The organism is Alkalibacterium sp. m-11 (assembly GCF_054658155.1).
In genome coordinates, this window is record NZ_BAAGIR010000237.1 from 1 (window position 1) to 1,884 (window position 1,884).

Below are 1,884 nucleotides of genomic sequence, written 5' to 3' on the forward strand. Positions count from 1 at the left end.
GTTTGTTTTTAGTGAACTTCATTTTATCAGATTAAGGGGGGAAGAGGTGCCTTTTTGTATTTTAATTGATAGAGCAACGATAGTTGCATTAAAACAACACGAAAAAACAAAAAAATTGGTAATTACTTTATAAATATAAGAGGTGAACATATGAAACAGTATTCAGAGCGAATATATATAGCAGTATTAAAAATTGTGAAAAATGATTTAGATTTTGATATTTTACTGAGCGAAAGCTTTTCTTATGCAGATATAGGATTAATTATCAAATATTTAAAAAGAAATGGGTTAGTCTCTGATTTAAGTGGATACTTAGAGGTTACTGAGCTAGGAGAAAAGTATATTAAAGATACTGCAAAAAAATTAAGGTTAGGTAATATTGAAAAATTTATAATACCTCAACTAAAAGATGTTATTGAAAAGAATAGCAAATTTGATGTATACTTACCATAGTTACTTGCTTGCTAGCTCATGTTCATTATGAACAGGTTTGTTTGATTTCAACAAGCTGAGAAGAACCTATTTACAAGCTCCGCTAGTAAGTTTTCATTGATTTTATGAGAAAATCAACTTCAACTTACTAGCAGGACATGCTAGCTAAAGCTAGCATGATCCCAGGTAAAAGAACTGAAAAGAAGTGCACATTTCAGTTCTTTTACCTAGAAAACAATAATCTATAGTGGCAAGCAAGTGCTTTTTTTAGGAGAGAAAAGATGGATTGGAATACCTATAAAGAACGCTTTATATACAAAGCAAAGAGAGCAAATAAGAATGATGAATATATTAAAAAAAATCTTTCTTATGCCCAAAAACTGTACAAAAAAAATATACCTATTATTTATGATATAACACATCTGTCCCTCTTGGTAGGTGTTAATTTAGACTACATAATGTCAGTCGCATATTCACCTAATAGTTTTTATAGAACTTTTCAAATAAAAAAATATAACGGTAATAAAAGAACTATTTCAGAACCGCTACCTTTATTGAAAGATATTCAAAAATGGATATTAACAGAAATTTTAGAACAGATAGAAGTTAGCAAGTTTGCTAAGGCATATATTAGTAATGTTTCATTGAAGGAAAATGCAAGGTTTCATAAAAATAAAAAAATAGTATTAAAGTTAGATATTAAAAACTTTTTCGGTTCTTTTCAAAAAGTAGATGTCTTCAAACTTTTTAAGGAACTTGGTTACTCAAAAGACGTTGCTACTACACTAACTAATCTTTGTGTATTAAAAGGTTCACTTCCGCAAGGTGCAAGTACAAGTCCGTACCTTTCGAATATCCTAATGAAATCCTTTGATACAGCAGTTTCTAAATATTGCATTAATAGAAAGATAATGTATACTCGATATGCAGACGATATGACGTTTTCTGGAGAATTTAATATATCTAAGTTAATAAAATTTATAAGATCAGAGTTAAAAACAAGAAGTATGGAACTGAATGAAAAAAAAACAAGAACAATGTATCCTCATCAAAGACAAGAGGTAACAGGAATAACTGTAAATAAAAAAATGCAAATCAGCAAATCAAAAAAAAATAATATTAGATTAGAAGTATATTATATCGAAAAGTTAGGTATCAATAATCATATTAAAAATATCAGCTCAACATTGTCACCCGAAATGTATCTCAAATCACTGTTGGGAAAAGTGGAGTATGGACTATTTATTAATCCTGATGATAACCAATTGAAAGCATTCAAAAAAAGTATTAAAAGAACACTAAAAGAATTTTAGTTTTTTATATAGTGGTTAGGGTGTCAAAACCTAACCGGTTTACTACTTTTCCTTGTTAACAGTGCGATTTTGCCCGCTCTTTTGGTATAATAGACGTATCAAAATGCTGACGGAGGGTGCTATCATGTCGTTTAAACCA

Annotated in this window: 2 protein-coding genes; both read left to right on the forward strand. The window is 29.2% G+C overall.

From position 1 onward, the window contains the following. Nucleotides 1-150: 150 nt before the first annotated feature. Nucleotides 151-453: a hypothetical protein gene (locus ACYQ2O_RS12070; protein WP_346024218.1), complete on the forward strand. Its 303-nt coding sequence runs from the start codon at nucleotides 151-153 to the stop codon at nucleotides 451-453. A 260-nt stretch (nucleotides 454-713) separates the two neighbouring features. Further along, a complete protein-coding gene (locus ACYQ2O_RS12075) occupies nucleotides 714-1,745 on the forward strand; it encodes a retron St85 family RNA-directed DNA polymerase (protein WP_346024219.1) in 1,032 nt (343 codons plus the stop codon). Nucleotides 1,746-1,884 lie beyond the last annotated feature (139 nt).

What these genes read in the sequence shown, in the direction of transcription:
- ACYQ2O_RS12070 (WP_346024218.1), top strand. Translation starts at nt 151, where the DNA reads ATGAAACAGTATTCAGAGCGAATATATATAGCAGTATTAAAAATTGTG.
- ACYQ2O_RS12075 (WP_346024219.1), top strand. Translation starts at nt 714, where the DNA reads ATGGATTGGAATACCTATAAAGAACGCTTTATATACAAAGCAAAGAGA.